The following is an 18,849-nucleotide window of genomic DNA, read 5'->3' as shown; positions in this document are numbered from 1 at the left end:
GAGCATGGTTTAAGCAATTCCTGAGTTTGCTCCAACCCAATCGTAGCTCCTATTTTGGTAAAGGCAGTCGGCCCCGTGTATAATACTTTACCTTTTTCTTTAAAGCGTATTGAGTAGTGATGGTGAATTGAACCGTCTCTTTTCTTGCGTGTTTGCATGCTATTTGGTGCTTTTTTATTGTTTTTTAAACCTTAAAATCCAATTTTTTTGGGATCACTATTGGTTCCCCGATGCAGTAAAACGACTGCAGAATACTTAAAAATAAGCAAAAATTAGTAAGAATATTTGATTAACGGAATTCAATGAATTTAGAACAACCCATTGAAATTAATAAATTTCAAGAGAAATCAATAGATAGAACCTTTTCCATTGCGCCCATGCTCGATTGGACGGATCGTCATTATCGTTATTTTGCTCGCTTAATGTCGGCCAATGCCTTGTTGTATACCGAGATGGTGACGACAGGGGCGATTTTGCATGGCCGTGGTGATTATCTTGCCTATAACCAAGAAGAACATCCCCTTGCATTACAATTGGGGGGCTCGAATCCTGCTGAACTTGCTCGCTGCGCCAAACTTGCCGCCGAGCGCGGTTATGATGAAGTGAACCTCAATGTGGGCTGTCCTTCCGATCGCGTGCAAAATGGTCGCTTTGGTGCCTGTTTGATGGCTGAACCCGAGCTGGTGGCCGAGTGTGTCGATGCCATGAAGCAAATGGTGGATATTCCTGTGACAGTAAAAACGCGTATCGGCATTGACGAGCAGGATAGCTATGAGTTTTTGACTCACTTTATTGATACTGTCATGGCTAAAGGCTGTGGTGAGTTTATTATCCATGCGCGTAAAGCGTGGTTACAGGGCTTAAGTCCGAAGGAAAATCGCGAGATCCCGCCCTTAGACTACGATCGGGTATATCAGCTTAAGCGTGATTACCCGACGCTCAATATCAGCATTAACGGTGGCATAACGAGCCTTGAACAGGCCAAAACCCACTTGCAGTACTTAGATGGTGTGATGGTTGGACGTGAGGCTTACCAAAATCCCTATATTCTGGCGCAGGTTGACCAACTGCTCTGCGGCAGCCAGAAGGCGGTGATTAGCCGTGAAGCAGTGATTGAGACCATGTTGCCCTATATCGAGGCTCACTTGCAGGCTGGCGGGCGCTTAAATCATATCACTCGCCATATGATAGGCTTATTCCAAGGCTTACCGGGTGCCCGTGCGTGGCGTCGTTATTTGAGCGAGAACGCCCATAAAAATGGTGCTGGCATTGAGGTGGTCAAGCAGGCTTACCAAAGTATTCAGAGTGAAATATCTGCTCAATAATTATTCGATTTAAAAAGTGGTGAGATTGACTAATGCTTGTAGTATTTTTCACCACTTTACCTTTCCTAAATATCCCGCTTATCTCGTTATAGCTTAAAATAAATTTTTAAATCTAATTAAATTAGTGTGTTAAGAGTGATTTGATAAGTTGGCACGCCCTTTGTAATAGTCCCTATGTCAAGTTAATCAATCGGAAAGGGACGACATCATGTTTACTTCAAACGTTAAAAAATCAGTTCAAGCGAGTGTGTTATTTGGTGCATTAATGGCGAGTGTTTCTGTACACGCCGAAGCTGCACCTGTATCTGATGTAGTGGGTGCCATCGAGCAAACGCTAAGCACCCAAGCGCAGGAGTTGTTGGTTAACACTAAGCGTGAACTGGTGTTATCACTGCAAACACAATTAGCTGAAAGTATCTACGACTTCAATAGCCAGCTAACACTGAGCGCGGATAACCAAGGTGAGTCTGTCACCTCAGGCGAATACAGCGCAAACAAGTAAGGAGCTGCCTATGTGGTTTGTAGCGCCTCTTATGACTCTGCTACTGCTACCAGTGATTAGCCTCGCGTTGTTTTCAGGAATTATCTGCTGGTTTCAGTGGCACAGTGTCAGCGATAAATAAGTTATTCATCGATTGGAGTTCAAAATGAAACGAGCGCAAATGCGAATGGACAATTCAGAACGTTTAGTTTGTGGTGTTGCCTCCGGTATGGCGTGGCAATTTGATTGGTCCTGTTTTTGGACTCGTGTCGTGTGGGCCGGCGCGATTCTGTTTATGCCGGGTGTGAGTCTGCTGGTTTACTTTGTGTTGGCCTTACTTGTGGACCAATGGAAAAGACCGATTTAACCCACGTTTTACTCCCTCAATCTGGGGACGTGAATGGAATTGCCGATGCAAGTTTATGGACACAGTCTTTATCGGGATGCTATCAACAAGAGGGCACATCGACCCTCATGCCAATAGTGAACACTGTTTAAGTGAGCATCACTTTTTAAGAAAAGCCTGAAATCTGGCTTTTGCTTCATCGCTTTTGAGTCTTGCACTAAATTGTTCTAATTCTTGATGCATCTGGTGTTGCACGCGGTTTTTATGTGGTCGCATCAACTGACGGGTGATTTGCAGTGCTTGCGGTGGCTGATTCGCCAATTTCTTGGCCTGACTCAGGGCGTAACCGAGTAACTCTTCTTGGGCGATCACATCGTTAATGATATTCAGCCTGTGTGCAGTATTTGCATCAAAACTTTCGCCGAGTAATAAGAGCTCCGCCGCCTTTTGATAACCCACCAATTCGGGTAAGAGTAAGCTTGCGCCAGCCTCGGGCACTAGGGCCAAATTCACGAAGGGCAGTTGGAATTTAGCTGTGTTGTCGGCATAAACCAAATCACAGTGAAGCAGTACCGTTGTGCCTATGCCAACGGCGGCACCAGAGACGGCGGCAACCAGCGGTTTTTTGAGTTCCAATAGGCAAAATAGGAAGCGCACCGCAGGATGATTTGGACCTAAGTCACTATTTTTCAAAAAGTCAGCAACATCATTGCCCGAGGTGAAACAATTATCTTCGCCATGGAGCATAAAGGCACGAATGTCGTTGTCTGCTTCACCTTCGATCAGGTATTCTGTCAGTTGTTTATACATATTAAGATCAAGTGCATTGCGTTTATCTGGGCGATTAAAGCTGATAATACGAACGCCCTGATCATCCCGAACCTGTATATGACTCATGGGTTGTTTTCCTTTACGACGACATTGGGTAGACATGGAGTTTAAGACATTGAAACCGATATTCAAACAGATGTTTAATTTTGTCGCATTATCCTGTGCCTCATTTTCTGTTTTCGCGAACGTAGTGATGACCGAAGGTCATGTCCGTGCAATGCCTGATACAGTACCAAATACCGCCGCTTACTTTACGCTGGAGAACCATAGCGATAAAACGGTTCGCCTCACCGGTGTGACGACTGAGGTCGCGAAGGAAGCACAATTACATACCATCATCGAAGAACAAGGCATGGTAAAGATGCGCCATGTTGAAGGTTTCGATATTCCCTCCCACGGAAAATTAACCCTCTCGCCGTCTGGAGAGCATGTGATGCTCATCGGACTCAAAGCCCCATTAGCCCTAGATCAGCAAGTTAAACTGCAGTTAGCGTTTGACGATGGCGAGAATCTAACGATTACATTGCCTGTTGCTAAGCAGGCCGAGAATGCTGCTGAACATGAGCATCATCACCATCATTAAGGAGTCACTTGATGCAAATAACATGGAAGAAGGTCACCGGAGTTGGTTTATTTGTTGTTTTAATTGGTTATCTAGTTAGTGTGTGGTGGAGTATCGAACCTGATACCCTGACTCCACAACAGCTGACGGCCACAGAGAAGAATGTCGTGGGTTATGCCACCACCACGTCGTTGATCCTGACCGTTGAAACATTGCTGGATAAGCAGGGTGGTTGGTTATCAAACGATGTGATGCCCCCTTCAATTTTTATGGATAACATGCCCGCGTTTGAGTACGGCGCTTTAGAGCAAGTTCGTGATTTAGCACTGATTATGCGTAAAGAATTTAGCCGCTCCCAGTCCCAATCCGCTGCGGATAAGGATCTAAGTGAAGCGCAGGCTAAGCTAAACATCGACCATACCAGTTGGTTAGTGCCTAGCGCCGAGAGCGAATACCGCGATGGCGTTAAGCTGCTCAAGCTATATCGCGCGCGTATGATGGATCCAAACAATCAGGATGCTCAGTTTTACGCCCGTGCCGACAACCTCAACGAGTGGCTCAAAGAAGTCCAAAAACGTTTAGGTAGCATGTCTCAACGTTTATCGGCGAGTGTCGGGCAGGAGCGATTAAATACCGATTTAGCCGGCGACAATGCTGCGCGCCAATCGACCCCGAATTTAGCCAGCCATCAGGTGAAAACCAGCTGGTGGAAAATTGATGATGTGTTCTATGAGAGCCGTGGTGCCTCGTGGGCACTGCTGAATTTTATGCGTGCAGTCGAAGTCGACTTTGCTGACGTATTGAAAAAGAAAAATGCTGAGGTCAGCCTGAAACAGATCATTCGTGAGCTGGAGGCAACTCAACAAACGGTTTGGAGCCCTGTGGTACTTAATGGCAGTGGTTTCGGTCTAGTCGCTAATCATTCATTGGTTATGGCTAACTATGTGTCCCGTGCAAATGCCGCGGTGATTGATTTAACGAACTTGCTATCTCAAGGTTAATTATGAAAAAAACACTCCTCGCCAGTGCGGTATTAGGATGCTTAATGGCCACTTCAGCCCAAGCGGCTACTGTGGTTGGATTCAAAATTGGTGGTGATTACTGGCGCGCCGATACCAGCGGTACTTTTGCCGAAAAAGGTCAACCACAACAAGGTTTTGACTATAGCTCATCGGCACAAGGCAGCTATTGGGTTGCGGTTGAGCATCCGCTACCATTTATCCCGAACCTTAAAATTCGTGAAAATAGCTTAGATCAGAAGGGCAGTCTGACGAATGCAGACTTTACCTTCAATGGTCATGATTTTACTGGCAATGTGACCAGCTATACCGATCTGAGCAATACCGATTTTGTGCTGTATTACGAGTTGCTGGATAACGACATTCTGTCTTTGGATCTCGGTGCCGCCTACAAGCTGATGAACGGCTCTCTGCGCGTTCAAGACGCAGGTCACCCTGAAGAGAAAGACGTCGATAGCGGCATTGTGATGGGTTATGCCAGCACGCATGTGAGCATGCCAGGCCTAGGCTTATTCGGTTTTGCGGATTTAATGCTTGGGGTAAACGAGTCTAACGTACATGACTATGCCATCGGCTTAGGCTGGGAGTTTGACGGCGTGGCGGTGGATACCCGTGTGCGCGTTGGTTACCGTGAGTTTGCCTTTGATGTGAATAATTTCTCTGGCATCAGCGCCGATACTAAGTTTGACGGTTATTTCGCGGGTGTAGAAATTGATTTCTAAGCGTTAACGCTAATGAATCAGCCATAAAAAAACCGCCATTTAGGCGGTTTTTTTATGGGATGTATCGCTATCTTATTCGGCTTTTAGACCGTTGTTGATAGAGATAACATCGTCTTCATTTAAGGTGCCTGCAGCTTGTTTCAACGCAATAATTGAGTTGATGTAGCTATAGCGTGCATCCGACAATTTACGTTTTGAGTCGTACAGGTCACGGGTACGGTTCAGTACGTCAACAATAGTACGAGTACCGACTTCGAAGCCCGCTTGTGTAGCCTTTAACGCACTTTCAGATGAAATCACTGACTGCTCATAAGCACGGATTGAGCTGATAGAAGCGCCTACGTTGTTGTAGTTATTACGAACGTTTTTCACCACACTACGGTAGGTTTGCTCTAACTTCTCGCTTGCTTCCACGTATTGGAATTGTGCTTCTTTGACCTGTGAGGTGACTTTAAAGCCTTCGAAAATAGGAATGCTTAAGTTCACACCAACGTTCACATTGTCAAAATCAGGCTCATTGACGTCGCCCGTTTTTTGCTCTAACCCTTTGTTATAGCCAGCGTTTAGGCTAAGAGATGGCATATGGCCCGCTTTGTAGAGGCTGATGGTCTCTTGGGCGATATCTTTACCGATGCGTTGAGTCATCAGATCGACGCTGTTGGTTTCAGCAATCTTTAGCCACTCACTCGATGAGGTAGGTGCTGGTGTTACCGCAGAGAAACGGTTGGTGTCGAGCACGTTAATGGTCTTGTGATCGATACCTGTGATTTCACGCAGGGCTTCGTAGCTGTTGGCTAACGTGTTTTCAGCCAAAATTTCAGTAGCCGAGGCTAAGTCATACTGAGCTTGCGCTTCATGTACGTCGGTAATCGCAGTTAAACCTACGGCAAAACGTTGTTTAGTCTGCTCGAGTTGACGTTCAATCGCACGTTTCTCTGCGCCTTGGAACTCGTAGTTATCTTTTGCCGTTAACACATCAAAGTAGGCTTTAGTCACACGAGTGATTAAATTTTGCAGGGCAGAAGCGTAGTTTGAATCGGCTTGAGAAGCGGCTTTTTCGGCCAGACTTAAACCAACCCAAGCGCTGTGATCATAGATCACTTGGTTCAGCTTTAGGCTACCGGTTAATCCACTGGTATCGCTCTTAGGATCATTCCATGCTTTGTCATAACCCACGTTAGCGCTGATTGTCGGTAACAGTGGTGCACGGTTTTGTTCGATCTTTTCAAACAAGGCATTACGTTGAGCTTGTGCTTGTAATACTAGCGGGTCGCTCGTCAGTGCTTGTTGATATATTTGCAGTAAATCATCTGCTTGAACCGCTTGAGCGGAAGCCGCGAGAGTTAATGCTGCGCATAGAGAACGGATCTTAAATTTCATTTGCTGTCCTTATTAGACAAATTCTCCAAAAGGAGAAATATGTAACTTCGTTTAGACTAAGTAATGCCTTTACCAAGGCGGTTTGCGCTTCCCGACGCTTCCCGATACAGCTAAAACTTAATGTCGTAGAGTCTAAAAACTCCCACACGTTCAAGTCAACTGCGAAGTGTAACAGATTTTATTTTAAAAATGCGCCAAATTGCCTTGATAATAGGCGAAAATTTAACGGTTAAGGATTGAAATATGAAGCCTGCTGGTTTTTCGAAAACAGATGTTGAAATTCTCGAGACAAAGTCGCTGTATCAGGGCTTTTTTGCCTTGGAGCAGTTTACTTTCAAGCATAAGCTTTTTGCCGGTGGTTGGAGCCAACCTGTGACCCGTGAAGTGTTTGAACGCGGCCATGCCGTGGTGGTTCTTCCCTATGATGTCGCGCGTGACAAGATTGTTTTGATTGAACAAATTCGTTTTCCTGCATTAGCGACCTCTAAATCTCCTTGGCTAATGGAGTTGGTCGCGGGTATGATTGCGCCCGACGAAACGCCACAGGATGTCGCACACCGCGAACTGCTCGAAGAAACAGGCTTAACCGCTCGCAATATGCATTTTGTGAATAGTTATTTGGCAAGTCCAGGTGGCAGTACGGAACGTTTCTATTTCTATTGGGCCGAGGTGGATTCATCCCAGGCGCAAGGTCTGCACGGATTAGCTGACGAACACGAAGATATTCGATTGCATGTGTTAGACCGTGAGGATGCCTATAATGAGGTCGTCAACGGGGCAATAGACAATGCTTCGACCGTAATTGGATTGCAGTGGTTGCAATTAAACTATCAGCAACTGGTTAAAGTTGGATAAAGGTTTGGCTACTTCAATATCGCACCGAAAACCGCGCTACCAACCTAACGTGAGCGACTTTTTAGCGCTATGCGGGCGTAACTACGGCTATATGCAGAAGTGGTTACCGCTCGATATTGAGGTGGGGCAGTCTTGGCAACTTGAAGGTGAAGCGGGTGTATTAGTAATCCGTATTTTAGAAAATACCAAATATACTCAATTAGTTGAGATCTCACGACCAGTTAAAATCATGGAGTTTATTAATACTCCCAAGGTGTTAGTTAGAATTTATCATGATGCTAAATTAGCAGAAGTGTTAACTGGTCAACAGATTTACCAATTGCGCCCAGTGTATGATTATCCCAATTTACGCATGTATCATAGCGATGAAAAGTACCAGGTTAATGCATTCCTGGGGGAGTTATTGAAGATTGGCTGCCAACAACGTTTGGTGTGTCAGTCTTAGAATTGGGTATTCAATGTGCTGAAAGAGGCAGTCTCTTACTCCATAGCTGAAGAAGAAAGTGTGCGCATAGTGCAAGTCACTGATCCGCACCTTTTTGCCGATCCTGAGGCTCAGTTATTAGGGGTCAACACCAGTAAAAGTTTTGCTGCTGTGCTTAATACGATTCGTGCTGTCGACTATCCAGCGCATCTGATGTTAGCCACGGGCGATTTAAGCCAAGATTATTCCCCCGAATCCTATCGTCAATTCGTGGCCGCGGTGGCGCCACTCAACTTACCTTGCCATTATCTTCCGGGTAATCATGATGATCCGCGGATTATGTTTTTGCATATGCAGGGTGAGCGGATTTTCGGTCAGCAGCGTATCTTGGTCGGAAAGTGGCAAATCTTGATGCTGGACTCCACCGTTCGGGGAAAGCCCGGCGGCAATATGGCCGAGAGTCAATTCGAACTCATTGAACAGGCCATAGCCGCACATCCAGACCGCCATACCTTACTGGTGATGCACCACAACCCTATTTTGGTGAATTGCGCGTGGTTAGACCAACATTGCATGGATAATGGAACTGAGTTTCTCAGACGTGTCGCCCAATACCCGCAGGTTAAAGGGTTACTCTGGGGACATGTGCATCAACAGTTGGATACCGATTACGATGGCCCCCATGGCGCGCTGCAATTAATGGCAACGCCTTCCACTTGTATTCAGTTTAAACCGCAATCGCCTTATTTTGCCCTCGATGGACTGCAACCCGGTTATCGTTTGCTGGAGCTGAAGGCCGATGGTAGCATCTGCACTAATGTGTATCGCGTGCCGGGAAATCTGTTTTCCCCCGATAAAGATTCCAGCGGTTATTAACGCGAGTGACCGCAGCTTGAGGAACTATGCTGCTCTATATTCACGGATTCAACAGTTCACCTTTCTCCGATAAAGCGGTGATGACGGCGCAATATATGGCCGAGCATCACCCTTCCTTAGCATTAGCATTAGCATTCCATCAACCGCAATTACCCAATACTCCCAAGGCCGCCATGGCTTTGCTGCTGCAATATGTTGAGGCTGCCAAGCAAGCGGGCGAGCCACTGAGCTATATCGGCTCATCCTTGGGGGGATATTTTGCCAGTTACTTGGCAGAGCACTATGGTGGCCGCGCTGTGTTGGTGAATCCGGCCGTTAAGCCCTTTGAGCTGTTTGATGAGTTTATGGGACCGCAATTTAACCCTTATACTGAAGAGCATTATCAGGTATTGCCGGAGCATAAGCAGGAAGTGGCTGAATTTAATACGGCTGTTATCCGCAATCCCGATCGTTTTTTGGTACTATTGCAAACGGGCGATGAAGTGCTGGATTATCGTGAAGCACTGCATAAGTACCACCATTGCCAATTACGCATCGAAGCCGGTGGCGATCACAGTTTTGTGGGTTATGAGCGATATCTGCAAACTGTAAGCCAATTTTTACACTTACCTTGACAAATAGTCATCCAGAGCCGCAACATGGCCGGATATAACAACTTATAGCGTACACTATGACGAATCAATACACCTCTGACGCCATTGAAGTTCTTAACGGACTCGACCCAGTTAAACGCCGTCCAGGTATGTATACCGATACCACCCGACCTAACCACTTAGGCCAAGAGGTCATAGATAACAGCGTGGACGAGGCTTTAGCGGGCCACGCCACTAAAATCGAAGTTGTGCTCCATACCGATAACTCTCTGGAAGTCACCGACGATGGTCGGGGGATGCCGGTAGATATTCACCCAGAAGAAGGCATTCCTGGGGTCGAGCTGATCCTCACTAAGCTGCATGCGGGCGGTAAATTTTCGAATAAGAATTACCAATTCTCTGGCGGTCTGCACGGTGTGGGGATTTCGGTGGTTAACGCCCTGTCTCGTCGCGTCGAAGTGACGGTACGCCGTGATGGCCAAGTGTATGATATCGCTTTTGAAAATGGCTTTAAGGTTGAAGAGTTAAAAGTCACAGGTACTTGTGGTCGTCGCAATACTGGTACTCGAGTACATTTCTGGCCAGACGCCAGCTATTTTGATTCGGCCAATTTCTCCAACTCCAAACTCATCTATTTGCTGCGCGCTAAGGCCGTGTTGTGTCCGGGCCTGAGGATCAAATTTACCAATAAACACACCAACGAAGTCCATGAATGGTACTACGAGAGTGGTTTAACGGATTATCTCAAGGCGGCGGTTGGCGATAACCTGATGCTGCCAGAAGAGCCTTTTATCGGTAGCTTTAAAGGACAAATTGAAGCCGCGGATTGGGCCATTACTTGGCTGCCCGAAGGTGGCGATGCGATTAACGAAAGCTATGTTAACTTGATCCCAACGCCCTTGGGTGGAACCCACGTGAATGGTTTCCGCCAAGGTTTGTTGGAGTCGATGCGCGAGTTCTGTGAGTTTCGCAATCTGATCCCCCGCGGTATCAAGTTGTCGCCTGAGGATATTTGGGATCGCGCCGCCTTTATTCTCTCGGTGAAGATGCAAGATCCGCAGTTTGCCGGCCAAACCAAAGAAAAACTCTCGAGCCGTCAAAGCTCTGCCTTTGTTTCTGGCATTGTGCGTGATGCGTTTTCATTGTGGCTAAACTCGAATACCGAATTGGCCGAGTCGCTGGCGGAAATGTGTATCAACAACGCCCAGCGCCGCTTAAAAGCCGCGAAAAAAGTCGCCCGTAAAAAAGTCACTTCTGGCCCGGCATTACCGGGTAAATTGACCGACTGTAGCGGACAAGATCCAATGCGCGGCGAACTCTTCTTAGTGGAAGGGGATTCTGCGGGTGGCAGTGCCAAACAGGCACGTGACCGTGAATTCCAAGCCATTATGCCGCTGCGCGGTAAAATCCTAAACACTTGGGAGGTCGATGCCTCGCAGGTGTTGGCCTCGCAGGAAGTGCATGATATCTCGGTGGCGATTGGTTGCGATCCCGACAGCAACGATATCTCCGAGTTAAGATATGGCAAGATTTGTATTCTCGCCGACGCGGACTCCGACGGGCTACATATTGCAACTTTACTCTGCGCTCTGTTTCTGAAACATTACCGTGTGCTGGTCGAACAGGGCCATGTATATATCGCTATGCCACCGCTGTTCCGTATCGATATAGGTAAGGATGTTTACTACGCCTTAGATGAGGCTGAAAAAGAAGGTATTCTCGACCGTATTACTGCCGAGAATAAAAAGGGTAAGGTCCAAGTTACACGCTTTAAAGGTCTGGGTGAGATGAACCCACTGCAATTGCGTGAAACGACTATGGATCCCAACACTCGCCGTTTAGTTCAGTTAACCATTGATGATGTAGAAGAAACAGACTCACTGATGGATATGTTGCTGGCTAAGAAACGTTCGCCCGATCGTAAAACTTGGCTCGAGGATAAGGGTGACATGGCGGTACTTTAATGTTGTGCACTATTGCCGATAACAATAAAACTTAGGCATAAAGAAAATTACCATGTTGTATATAAAAACTAATAATTATAAATATTTAAGGGTGTTCTCTGCCTTCTGGACCTTACTGGCGAGTCTGGCGTTATTAACAAGTCAGACGGCGATAGCGGGGTCTCAGTCGATCATGATTACCGTGTCGAAGGGATTTGGTTTATCCCTTTATGCCTCCGATCTCGGGGATGCAAAACAGATTGCCATGGGCTCAAATGGCACGCTATTTGTGGGTTCCAATAAGAGTGGCACAGTGCATGCGCTCGTTGATAGCAATCAAGATGGTCGTGTCGACAAACGTTATGTGATTGCGAAAGGGCTCGAATCCCCCGACGCGGTAGCCTTCCATAATGGCGATCTTTTTGTTGCAACCGAAAACCGTATCGTACGTTTTATTGATATCGAGCAGCGTCTGCGCCGTCCGACTCGCCCGAAAGAGATCTACAGCGATCTGCCTGAATCAGATAAGAAAAGTGCCCGCGCGATGAATTTTGGTCCCGATGGCCGCTTGTATGTTTCCATCGGTGCACCGTGCAACGTGTGTGAGGCGAGTGCGCCCTACAGCAGCATAATTGCGATTAATGTCGATACTGGGGCAAGTGAACAGATTGCCCTCGGTGTGCGTGATGCGACCGGATTTGACTGGTCTCCCCAAGATGGCAAGTTATGGTTTGCCGACCAAGGCCGTGATTGGATGGGGGATAATTTACCGCCCGATGAAATCAACCGCGTCGATGTGATTGGCAGCCATTATGGTTTCCCGTATTTGCACGCTTCGTCCGTGGTCGAGCCTGCCTACGAAAAACCTAAGAATTTAAAAATTACCGTCCCAGTGTATGAACTGCCAGCCCATGTTGCACCGACTGGCCTCGCGTTTTACCGCGGTAAGCAATTCCCTGAGATCTACCATAATCAATTGTTTGTTGCTGAAAATGGTTCTTGGAACCGTTCAAGCAAAGTGGGTTATCAGATCGTCATGTTGAAACTCGATAATGAGCAAGTTGTCAGCCGTGAAACCGTAGTGAGTTTTCTTGATGGCGAGTTTCCCGTTGCCCGTCCCTATGCCCTGTTATCGGGGGAAGATGGCGCAATGTACATCTCGGATGATTTGAAAGGTAACCTGTATCGGCTGTTCTATAAGGATGGCGATAATACTGAAGAACCACAGGAACTAGAAGAAAATGAGTGACGCGATCAAGTTAAGCTTAGATGGCGTAGAGCAGATGCCCCTGCGGCGCTTTACCGAAGAAGCTTATCTGAACTATTCCATGTACGTCATCATGGACCGAGCCTTGCCCCATATCGGTGACGGGCTTAAGCCGGTGCAGCGGCGGATTATTTATGCCATGAGTGAGCTCGGGTTATCGGCTCAGTCAAAACATAAAAAATCAGCCCGTACCGTTGGTGACGTATTAGGTAAGTACCATCCCCATGGCGACAGCGCGTGTTATGAGGCTATGGTGCTGATGGCGCAGCCATTTTCTTACCGTTATCCGCTAGTCGATGGTCAAGGTAACTGGGGGGCGCCAGACGATCCTAAGTCCTTCGCCGCGATGCGTTATACCGAGGCGCGCCTGTCTAAGTTCTCCGAAGTATTATTGTCTGAGCTGGGACAAGGTACGGTCGAATGGGGCGCTAACTTCGATGGCACCTTGAAAGAACCTAAAGTGCTGCCTGCACGTTTGCCGCATATTTTACTCAATGGCATCACGGGTATCGCTGTCGGTATGGCAACGGATATTCCGCCCCATAACGCCAGAGAGTTAGTCAATGCCTGTGTGGCACTGCTTGACGATCCTAAACTCGAACTTGAACAGTTGATGGGTTATGTGCCAGGGCCTGATTATCCGACCGAGGCCGAGATCATCACGCCTGCGGCTGACATTGCCAAAGTCTATGAAACGGGCCGTGGCTCCTTAAAAGCCCGCGCTGTGTATAGCGTCGATGCCGGTGAGATAGTGATCACCGCGCTGCCGCACCAAGCCAGTAGTGGTAAAATTTTAGAGCAAATCGCCGCCCAGATGCAGGCGAAAAAGCTGCCTATGGTAGCCGACTTACGTGATGAGTCTGACCACGAAAACCCTGTGCGACTGGTGGTGGTGCCGCGTTCAAACCGCGTCGATTGCGATCAACTGATGGCGCACTTGTTTGCGACCACAGATCTCGAGAAAAGCTTTAGGGTAAACCTGAACGTATTGGGCCTCGATGGTCGTCCACGCGTCAAAGGATTAAAAGAGCTATTAACCGAATGGTTAGAGTTCCGTGTCGATACCGTAAGACGTCGCCTCGAGTATCGCCTCGATAAAGTCTTAGCAAGGTTACATATCCTCGAAGCCTTGATGATAGCTTTCCTCAATATCGATGAAGTGATTGAAATCATTCGCTTCCACGATGAGCCAAAGGCCGAGTTAATGGCGCGCTTTAACCTGACGGATAGGCAAGCCGAAGCCATCCTCGAGTTAAAGTTACGCCATTTAGCCAAGTTAGAAGAGTTTAAAATCAAGGCCGAGCAGGATGAGCTTGAGGCCGAGCGCGAGAAATTAGAACAGTTATTGAGTTCTGAACGTCGCTTAAAAACCTTGATTAAGAAAGAATTAATTCAAGATGGCGAAACCTATGGCGACGATCGCCGCTCACCGATTGTTGAGCGCCATGAGTCCCGCGCCTTAACCGAGCAGGAGCTGACGCCGAGCGAGCCAGTGACTGTGGTGTTATCTGAAAAAGGCTGGGTGCGTTGTGCTAAGGGCCATGATATCGACGCCGAGTCCTTGTCCTATAAGGCGGGCGATCAATATCTATGCAGTGCGATGGGGCGCAGTAACCAAGCGGCGGTATTTATTGATTCATCGGGACGCGCCTTTGCGACCGACAGTCACAGCCTGCCATCGGCGAGAAGCCAAGGCGAGCCCATCACCACGCGCTTTAATATGGCGCCAGGTGAAACCATGCAGCATGTGATTTTGGGTGAAGACGAGCAATGTTTCCTGCTCGCCACCGATGCTGGTTACGGTTTTATCTGTACTTACAATGATATGGTGTCACGTAACAAGGCGGGTAAAGCCCTGTTAAGCTTACCGACGAATGCCAAGTCTTTGCCGCCGAGACCGATTGACCGCAATCGCGAGATGTCGATTCTGGCCATCACCAATGAAGGACGTATGTTACTGTTTTCATTGGAAGCATTGCCACAGTTGTCTAAGGGTAAGGGTAACAAGATTATCGGTATTCCGAGTGAGCGCGCTAAGAATCGTGAAGAGTTGATGACCCACTTACAACTTGTGCCAGCAGACACTTCGGTCACCCTATGGGCAGGTAAGCGTAAACTCACCTTAAAACCGAGCGATTTAGAACATTATCGTGGTGAACGTGGCCGCCGTGGCGCCAAGTTACCACGCGGGTTACAACGTGTTGATAGCGTGGAATTAGGCGAAGGTGCAGAGGTTTTACCTAGCATTTAACGCTCATTTGAGCTTGCGTAAGAGTTAGTCGCAACAAGTTAATCAAAGCCACTTAAGTGTCACTTGAGTGGCTTTTTTATGACAATCACTCAGTACTTTGTACTAAATTTGGGGTATAAAAAAACCTACCGCAAGCGGTAGGTTTTTTTCGCTAATATCTTTTAAGGATATTAGAAGTCGTAACGTACACCTACAGAGAATACGTTGTCGTCTTCTAAGTCAAACTTAGCACCAGTAGTGTCTTTGTAGTCGCCTTTGTACATTGAGTACTGGCCATACACCATAGTTGATTTAGATAAGCGGTAGTCAGCACCTAGGTTAACGTTTTGTACGCTGATATCATCGGCGCCAGCTTGACCTAATGCTTTGTAGTATTTACCGAAACCAGCTTCATCGTAGCCGTATTCAGCTTTCAGGTTCACACCGTTCAGATCGTAAGATACGTTCACGAAGTAAGTGTTACCGTCGATAGCGCTATCAGTTACTTTTTCAGAGTTTTGGAATAAACCACCGAGTTTGAACTGACCTAATTTAACTTGAGCTACACCACGGTATGCATCAACTGCATCGATACCTTTGTTGTAAGCAACAGCTACGTAGTAGTTTTGTTCTTTGAACTTGCTATCACCCAGAGTCGCGCTCAGAGCGTATAAGCTTTCGTTAGTTTTAGCTGTAGTGTCGTTATCGTCGAACAGGTAAGTTGCGTTTAACGTCACTAAGTTAGCGATTTTTGGAGAGTAGTACCAAACACCGTCAGCGCTACGAGTTTGAGCGCTAACTAAACGGTCGATATCCGCGTTGGTGTTACCGAAAATATCTACGCCGCCTTCAGCTTGCTTGAATACTGTGTCGTTACGACCGACTAATACAGTACCTGCATTGGTTTTTAAACCTAAGTAAGTGTTACGAGCTTTGAACACGTCACCTGAGCCAGAAGTGTTTTCAACTTGGAATTCCATTTGATAAACAACGTCATAGCCATCAGCAATCTTCTCAGTACCTTTAACACCTAATAAAGAGAAGTTGTTTTCTAAGTAAGTGCCGCTTTCACCTAAATCAACACCGTTTGTGCCAGATTGTAGAGTTGCACCTGTTTCAGTATTAGTTACAGCAAGCTCTAAACGACCGTAGAAGCTTGGGCCTTCGGCTAGCGCACCGAATGAAGCCAGCGCTAATACTGATGCAACTGATGCAGAGATGAATGTCTTTTTCATGTTTTGTGCTCCCTCGAACCTAAGTTCTTATCCATTTTTCATGGTTTTTGTGTGGTTTAACACATTTGTTACTGGAATCGGTAACAAAGTTGCCGCCGATTTTTACAGTTTTACGACTTGCAGGCTGTGTTGCAGATCATGTTTTTGGCTCTCCTTGTCCATATTCGGGGTTTTTTAGGATATTTCCTTATATCTCAACCGCAAATTGGAGTGAAAGTGGTAAAACAGTATTTTTCACTTACTACTAAAGAGGTAGGTAAAGCGCTGTGGCTTAAGTGAGTCGGCGAGGCTAACTGTAGCATATACTAATGTTGTCGCAAGTTTGTCATAAATGGGGCGGGAGAATGCTATTTAGTATGAGATACAATAAAAAAGCGGCCAAAGCCGCTTTTTTATCAAATATTATCTGTTTCGAATTAGAATAATACTATTAAAAATCAATACGTAAACCTACAGTAAACACGTTGTCGTCTAGGTCTTGTTTTGTACCTGCTAGCATAAGGTCGCCGTCGAAGCGAGTGTAGTGACCATAGACCATAGTCTTAGTGCTAAGTCGGTAATCTGCGCCTACTGTGAGCTGTTGAAGGTCGACATCACTCACTTGTTCGAGGTTACCGCTGTCTTGGCTGCCAACAAAACGGCTGACATATTTACCTAAACCAGAGTCATCTTTGCCGTAAACCAGCTTGAGTTTCAAATCATCCATCAGATAAGCAGCATTCACAAAATAGGTCTCACCCGAGAGATTTGAGAATCTGTCGTCAATATGCTCGCTGTGTTGATAAATGGCACCAAACAGGAAATCGCCAAATTTTGCTTGGGCAACACCACGGTAGGCTTCGATATTTTCGATGCCATCGTTATAGGCCGCCGCAACATAGTAATTATGGGTTTTAAAGGTCTTGTCGCCTAAGGTGGCGCTTAAGGCATACATTTGATCTTGGCTATAAACTTCGTTGCCTTGGCTATCGCGTTGATCGTAGTTGTCACTCATCAGATAGGTGGCGTTGAGGGTGACAAGATCGGCGATCTTAGGGGAATAATAGGAAATACCATCGGCAGAGCGCGTTTGGCCTGCTAATAACAGGTCGATGTCGGCGTTGGTGTTGCCGAACAAATCAAAACCGCCTTCAGACGCTTTAAATACTGTATCGTTACGGCCCGCTAAAACGGTACCCGCTACACTTCTCACCCCGAGGAAGGTGTTACGCGCATTGAAGGTTTTATTCGAGTTATCAAAGTTTTCTACGCCAAATTCCATTTGATAGATGATATCAAAGTAGGGGCTTACGCTTTCAGAGCCTTTGACACCCACCCAAGAAAAGTTGTTTTCGAGTACTGTGCCATCTTTCTGATTTTGAGCGGCGTAACCTTTTTCTGAGTCGGTGATACTCAGGTCGACATGGCCGTAAAATTCTGGGCCATCGGCCAGGGAGTTAAATGAGCAAAATGCGAGACTAGCGGCAATCGCTGTAGTGAGCAGATTCTTTTTCATCTTCATTTTCCTGTACTTATATCATTATTTTATGCAGCAAGAGTTATCTCTTTTTACTGCGGAGTGTGGAGCTTTGGTGCTGCGCAGTGTGACAGGCAAACGAATTAAAAATGTGATATTGATCACTTGCTTTTGAAATGGCTATGTTTTTAACACTATGTTTTACAAGGTTAAAACGAAATTTTAATCCGAGTTTACCTAATGTATGAGCCTATGATTCAGGAAAGTGCCAATGACTACATTTGCCGCACTTTTGTATCTGAGTGCAACTCGGCACACCTAGGCCGAGATAGATTTCGGTTTTTGGCCCAAATCGTATAAAATCCACGGCGCATTTTTATTGCGTTACGCTGCTGTAGATTGTCTTTCGCATCCTCTAAGGGCGGCCATTGTTAGTTAGATATAAGGTAAGTATTGATGACTGAAGCCTATCAGAATCGCTTTGGTGGCATTGGCCGCTTGTACGGGCAAAAGGCACTCGCTAAATTTGCCGCTTCCCATGTGGTGGTGATTGGCATTGGCGGCGTTGGCACATGGGCGGCGGAGGCGTTGGCACGCAGTGGTATTGGCCAAATTACCCTGATTGATTTGGATGATATCTGTGTAACGAACACCAACCGTCAAATTCATGCTCTGTCATCGACAATTGGCGAGTCTAAAGTGGCTGTGATGGCGCTGCGGATCCGTGCGATCAATCCCGATTGCCAAGTCAATGAAGTGGAAGACTTTATTACGGTCGATAACCTTGGCGAGTATTTGCTTGGGGCAAAGGCGGGTGGCAATATTGATTATGTAGTGGATTGTATTGATGCGGTTAAGCAAAAGGCGGCGCTGATTGCTTGGTGTAAACGTCAAAAAATTAAGATAGTGACCGTTGGCGGCGCGGGCGGCCAAACCGATCCAACGCAGATCCAGCTTACCGATCTGGCTAAAACCTACCAAGATCCTTTGCTGGCCAAAGTGCGTAATATTTTGCGCCGCGAATATAACTTTTCCAAAAATGTGCAGCGCCGTTTTGCCGTCGATGCAGTGTTTTCCAGCGAGCAATTAGTTTATCCCCAAGCCGATGGTTCAGTGTGTAGCAGCAAAGCTACGGCTGATGGTTCTATGCGTATGGATTGTGCCTCTGGCTTTGGCGCCGTCACTATGGTGACTGGGACTTTTGGCTTTGTGGCGGCTAGCCGGGTACTTGCTAGACTCGCCCAAATTGCAAATGAACCAGCGGCGAGCGAATAATTTGCGAATCAATAAGATAAAGACCCATC

The 18,849-nt window shown here is 46.8% G+C and carries 18 protein-coding genes; 14 read left to right on the top strand and 4 right to left on the bottom strand.

From position 1 onward, the window contains the following. The first annotated feature begins 302 nt into the window (after nucleotides 1-302). The 3 genes from dusA to CF168_RS17165 all read left to right on the top strand — a co-directional run bounded on the left by dusA (nucleotide 303) and on the right by CF168_RS17165 (nucleotide 2,173). Nucleotides 303-1,325: a tRNA dihydrouridine(20/20a) synthase DusA gene (gene dusA, locus CF168_RS17180; protein ID WP_089068453.1), complete on the top strand. Its 1,023-nt coding sequence runs from the start codon at nucleotides 303-305 to the stop codon at nucleotides 1,323-1,325. Nucleotides 1,326-1,533: 208 nt separating this feature from the next. Beyond that, on the top strand, nucleotides 1,534-1,827 hold the full coding sequence (locus tag CF168_RS17175; protein WP_011623981.1) for a hypothetical protein: 294 nt from the start codon (nucleotides 1,534-1,536) through the stop codon (nucleotides 1,825-1,827). A gap of 145 nt (nucleotides 1,828-1,972) precedes the next feature. Next, nucleotides 1,973-2,173: a PspC domain-containing protein gene (locus CF168_RS17165; protein ID WP_089068452.1), complete on the top strand. Its 201-nt coding sequence runs from the start codon at nucleotides 1,973-1,975 to the stop codon at nucleotides 2,171-2,173. Between the two features lie 138 nt (nucleotides 2,174-2,311). On the opposite strand, the gene CF168_RS17160 is transcribed toward CF168_RS17165, so the two are convergent. Beyond that, on the bottom strand, nucleotides 2,312-3,049 hold the full coding sequence (locus tag CF168_RS17160; protein ID WP_011625227.1) for an enoyl-CoA hydratase-related protein: 738 nt from the start codon (nucleotides 3,047-3,049) through the stop codon (nucleotides 2,312-2,314). A 34-nt stretch (nucleotides 3,050-3,083) separates the two neighbouring features. Here CF168_RS17160 and CF168_RS17155 point away from each other — a divergent pair, with 34 nt between their 5' ends. Genes CF168_RS17155 through CF168_RS17145 form a run of 3 tightly spaced genes read left to right on the top strand, consistent with a single transcriptional unit; the run spans nucleotide 3,084 to nucleotide 5,286 of the window. Next, nucleotides 3,084-3,566 (top strand): copper chaperone PCu(A)C, encoded by a 483-nt coding sequence (locus CF168_RS17155; RefSeq protein ID WP_011623978.1) that lies wholly within the window; start codon nucleotides 3,084-3,086, stop codon nucleotides 3,564-3,566. A gap of 11 nt (nucleotides 3,567-3,577) precedes the next feature. Then, a complete protein-coding gene (locus CF168_RS17150; protein WP_011623977.1) occupies nucleotides 3,578-4,546 on the top strand; it encodes a DUF2333 family protein in 969 nt (322 codons plus the stop codon). 2 nt (nucleotides 4,547-4,548) lie between these two features. Continuing rightward, nucleotides 4,549-5,286: a TIGR04219 family outer membrane beta-barrel protein gene (locus CF168_RS17145; protein WP_089068451.1), complete on the top strand. Its 738-nt coding sequence runs from the start codon at nucleotides 4,549-4,551 to the stop codon at nucleotides 5,284-5,286. Between the two features lie 72 nt (nucleotides 5,287-5,358). Here the strand turns inward: CF168_RS17145 and tolC are convergent, their stop codons facing one another. Continuing rightward, the gene (gene tolC, locus CF168_RS17140) at nucleotides 5,359-6,666 is read right to left on the bottom strand and encodes an outer membrane channel protein TolC (protein ID WP_011623975.1); all 1,308 of its coding nucleotides are present in this window, start codon (nucleotides 6,664-6,666) and stop codon (nucleotides 5,359-5,361) included. 243 nt (nucleotides 6,667-6,909) lie between these two features. Here tolC and nudF point away from each other — a divergent pair, with 243 nt between their 5' ends. The 7 genes from nudF to parC are packed head-to-tail and all read left to right on the top strand — an operon-like array spanning nucleotide 6,910 to nucleotide 14,875. Continuing rightward, on the top strand, nucleotides 6,910-7,521 hold the full coding sequence (gene nudF, locus CF168_RS17135; protein WP_011623974.1) for an ADP-ribose diphosphatase: 612 nt from the start codon (nucleotides 6,910-6,912) through the stop codon (nucleotides 7,519-7,521). A 4-nt stretch (nucleotides 7,522-7,525) separates the two neighbouring features. Beyond that, on the top strand, nucleotides 7,526-7,966 hold the full coding sequence (locus CF168_RS17130) for a DUF1249 domain-containing protein (RefSeq protein WP_167373667.1): 441 nt from the start codon (nucleotides 7,526-7,528) through the stop codon (nucleotides 7,964-7,966). Between the two features lie 15 nt (nucleotides 7,967-7,981). Beyond that, nucleotides 7,982-8,821 (top strand): 3',5'-cyclic-AMP phosphodiesterase, encoded by an 840-nt coding sequence (gene cpdA, locus CF168_RS17125; protein ID WP_011623972.1) that lies wholly within the window; start codon nucleotides 7,982-7,984, stop codon nucleotides 8,819-8,821. Nucleotides 8,822-8,847: 26 nt separating this feature from the next. Continuing rightward, a complete protein-coding gene (locus tag CF168_RS17120) occupies nucleotides 8,848-9,435 on the top strand; it encodes a YqiA/YcfP family alpha/beta fold hydrolase (protein WP_089068449.1) in 588 nt (195 codons plus the stop codon). 56 nt (nucleotides 9,436-9,491) lie between these two features. Continuing rightward, complete coding sequence (parE, locus tag CF168_RS17115) at nucleotides 9,492-11,378, top strand: DNA topoisomerase IV subunit B (protein ID WP_086901999.1); 1,887 nt, start codon at nucleotides 9,492-9,494, stop codon at nucleotides 11,376-11,378. A 52-nt stretch (nucleotides 11,379-11,430) separates the two neighbouring features. Beyond that, a complete protein-coding gene (locus tag CF168_RS17110) occupies nucleotides 11,431-12,606 on the top strand; it encodes a PQQ-dependent sugar dehydrogenase (RefSeq protein WP_089068448.1) in 1,176 nt (391 codons plus the stop codon). Further along, nucleotides 12,599-14,875 (top strand): DNA topoisomerase IV subunit A, encoded by a 2,277-nt coding sequence (gene parC / locus CF168_RS17105; RefSeq protein ID WP_089068447.1) that lies wholly within the window; start codon nucleotides 12,599-12,601, stop codon nucleotides 14,873-14,875. Before CF168_RS17110 ends, parC begins: the two co-directional genes overlap by 8 nt. Nucleotides 14,876-15,045: 170 nt before the next feature. On the opposite strand, the gene CF168_RS17100 is transcribed toward parC, so the two are convergent. Together CF168_RS17100 and CF168_RS17095 are read right to left on the bottom strand one after the other, a co-directional pair. Continuing rightward, the gene (locus CF168_RS17100) at nucleotides 15,046-16,089 is read right to left on the bottom strand and encodes a porin (protein ID WP_086902001.1); all 1,044 of its coding nucleotides are present in this window, start codon (nucleotides 16,087-16,089) and stop codon (nucleotides 15,046-15,048) included. A gap of 430 nt (nucleotides 16,090-16,519) precedes the next feature. Next, nucleotides 16,520-17,584 (bottom strand): porin, encoded by a 1,065-nt coding sequence (locus CF168_RS17095; protein WP_089068446.1) that lies wholly within the window; start codon nucleotides 17,582-17,584, stop codon nucleotides 16,520-16,522. 417 nt (nucleotides 17,585-18,001) lie between these two features. On the opposite strand from CF168_RS17095, the gene tcdA reads away from it, so the two are divergent. Then, nucleotides 18,002-18,820 (top strand): tRNA cyclic N6-threonylcarbamoyladenosine(37) synthase TcdA, encoded by an 819-nt coding sequence (gene tcdA, locus CF168_RS17090; RefSeq protein ID WP_089068445.1) that lies wholly within the window; start codon nucleotides 18,002-18,004, stop codon nucleotides 18,818-18,820. The last annotated feature ends 29 nt before the right edge of the window (nucleotides 18,821-18,849 follow it).

It is taken from the genome of Shewanella bicestrii (genome assembly GCF_002216875.1).
Lineage (GTDB): Bacteria > Pseudomonadota > Gammaproteobacteria > Enterobacterales > Shewanellaceae > Shewanella > Shewanella seohaensis.
The sequence above is the reverse complement of the archived record's forward strand: the minus strand, read 5'-3'. Positions and strand labels throughout refer to the sequence as shown.